Below are 2,500 nucleotides of genomic sequence, written 5' to 3'. Positions count from 1 at the left end.
CACGCCGAAGAGCACGCCCGCGACGGCGTACGCCGCCAAGGAGTCGGCGAACGCGTACGCCGCCAGCGCCGCCGCGACCGCCAGCGAGAAGCACCCCGCCGCGCGGCCCAGGCCGACCCGGTCCGCCCAGACCCCCAGGGGCGTCGCAACCAGGGCCGCCGCCCCGGCGGCCGCCGCCAGGACCAGACCCACCGCCTCCTCCGGCAGCCCGACCACCTGCGTGAAGTAGAGGACCACGATCGTCAGCGCGGCACCGTCCGCGACGGCGCTCGCGACCTGGACCCGCTGCACCCGCTGAGTCGTCATGCCAGGACGCTAGGACCCGATTGACCCGTCGCGTTGGGCCAATTCCGGTCGAAGACGCCGGGTCAATCTCCTACGATGCCCCGGTGAGCTCCGGCCTGGACCTGCACGTCACGCTCTCCCCCGACCGGCCCGGCCGGTCGCTCGAGGAGTCCCTGCGCACGGCCATCCTCGAGGGCCGCCTGGCCCCGGAGACACGGCTGCCGCCGGCCCGGACGCTGGCCGCCGACCTCGGCATCAGCCGTAACACCGTCGCGGACGTCTATGCGCAGCTGGCCGCGGAGGGCTGGCTCACCTCCCGCGTCGGGTCGGGCACCTGGGTCGCCCACCGCAGTGCCCCGGTCGCGAGCAGCCCGCCCACGCCCGGCGTACGCCGTTGGATCGACCTGCGCGCCGGCATCCCCGGCGTCGCCGGGTTCGCCCGGCGGGAGTGGGCGGCCGCGGCCCGGCACGCGACCCTGCAGGCGGCCACCGCCGACCTCGGCTACCCCGACCCCGCGGGCACGCCGCAGCTCCGGTCGGCGATCGCGGACTACGTCGCGCGCACCCGCGGCGTGGTCACGAGTCCCGAGCGCATCGTGGTGGGGCACGGGTACGGTGAGCTCCTCGCGCTGACCTGCCGGGCACTCCGGGCCCGCGGCGGCCGGCGCGTGGCCGTCGAGCAGTACGGGCACGACACGCACCACCGGCTGATCGCGGCGGCGGGCCTGACGCCGGTCCCCCTCCCCGTCGACGCGGACGGCGCGCAGGTGGAGCTCCTCGAGCGGATGGACGTGCCGGCCGTCCTGCTCACGCCCGCTCACCAGTTCCCCCTCGGCGTGCCCCTGGCCGCCGAGCGCCGCCGGTGGCTCGCCGCCTGGGTCGAGCGGGCGGAGACGCTGGTGATCGAGGACGACTACGACGGCGAGTTCCGCTACGACCGGCGCACCGTCGGCGCGCTGCAGGCGCTCGCCCCCGACCACGTGGCCTACCTGGGCACGGCCAGCAAGGCGCTGGCCGCGGCCGTCGGGCTCGCCTGGGGAGCGCTGCCGGGCTGGCTGCTCCCCGACGTCCTCGAGCAGCGCGAGCTCTCCGGCGCCCGGCCGGCGGCGCTCCACGAGCTCGCCCTCGCGACGTTCCTGACCGGGCACCACTACGACCGCGGCGTACGCCGCCTGCGCGCGACCTACCGCGCTCGCCGGGCGCGGCTCGAGCAGGTCGTCGCCGACCAGCTGCCGGGCTGCGAGGTCACCGGCCTCCCGGCCGGTCTCCAGTGCCTGCTCACGCTCGCGGCCGGCGTCACCGAGACCGCGGTGGTGCAGGCGGCCGCCGCCCGCGGCCTCCGCGTGGAGGGCCTCCGGTCGTTCGCGCTCGGTGGCCGGCCGGGCGACCATGCTCCGGCGCTCGCGATCGGCTACGCGGCGACCGGCACGGCGCAGTACGAGACCGCGCTCACGCTCCTCGTGGAGAGCGTCCGCTCCGCGTGACGCGAGTCCCCGGATTGGCCCGACGAGGCGGCTCGCGATTGGCCCAGGGGGCGCGGGCGGCACGGTCCTAGCGTCCGGGGCATGACTGTCACCGACTACGTCCCCGTCCCCGCCCGCCTCGACTTCGACGCGCTCGCGCCCACCCTGGCCCGCGCCGTCAACGACCTCGACGAGGCCGCCACCACCGAGCTGGACCGTGCCGGCATCGCGCCTGCCCTGCGTGAGCTCCTGCGGTTGCGCGCCTCGCAGCTCAACGGCTGCGCCTACTGCGTCGACATGCACGCCCGGGCCGCGCGCGCGGCGGGGGTCGCGCCCCAGCGCGTCGACGCGGTGGCGATCTGGCCGGAGTCGGGCCTGTTCTCGGCCGAGGAGCGGGTCGCGCTGGAGCTCGTCGAGCAGGTCACGCTCAAGGCCACGACCAAGGTCCCCACCGAGTGCGTGCGGGCCGCGATCGCGGCGTACGGCGAAGCGGGCACCGCGGCCCTGCTCAGCCTCATCGTCGCGATCGACGCCTGGAACACGATCGGGGTGACGGCCCGTTGCTGGCCGACCTCGATCCGGCGTGCCGACTAGTGTCGCGTGTCGGAAGCTCCTGGATGCTTGGCGTGGTCAGGGTGCGTGCATCGCAAGGCGGCCGAGCGTAGGGCTACCGGGCGCAACTCGAGCGAGGCCAACGCAGCGAGGTGCGTGCCCTGGCCCGCGCGAAGCGCGTAGGAACTTTGGACACGCGG

General features: G+C 75.9%; 2 protein-coding genes and 1 pseudogene. 2 read left to right on the top strand and 1 reads right to left on the bottom strand.

The features are described from left to right. Nucleotides 1-306, bottom strand: a pseudogene (locus tag VGD85_RS02530) (hypothetical protein); the annotation flags it as partial. Nucleotides 307-389: 83 nt separating this feature from the next. Here VGD85_RS02530 and VGD85_RS02525 point away from each other — a divergent pair. Then, nucleotides 390-1,769 (top strand): PLP-dependent aminotransferase family protein, encoded by a 1,380-nt coding sequence (locus VGD85_RS02525; protein WP_331061874.1) that lies wholly within the window; start codon nucleotides 390-392, stop codon nucleotides 1,767-1,769. Between the two features lie 81 nt (nucleotides 1,770-1,850). After that, a complete protein-coding gene (locus VGD85_RS02520; protein WP_331061873.1) occupies nucleotides 1,851-2,342 on the top strand; it encodes a carboxymuconolactone decarboxylase family protein in 492 nt (163 codons plus the stop codon). The last annotated feature ends 158 nt before the right edge of the window (nucleotides 2,343-2,500 follow it).

Source organism: Nocardioides sp., assembly GCF_036401255.1.
Taxonomy (GTDB): domain Bacteria; phylum Actinomycetota; class Actinomycetes; order Propionibacteriales; family Nocardioidaceae; genus Nocardioides.
This window is presented reverse-complemented; position numbering and strand designations above follow the sequence as displayed.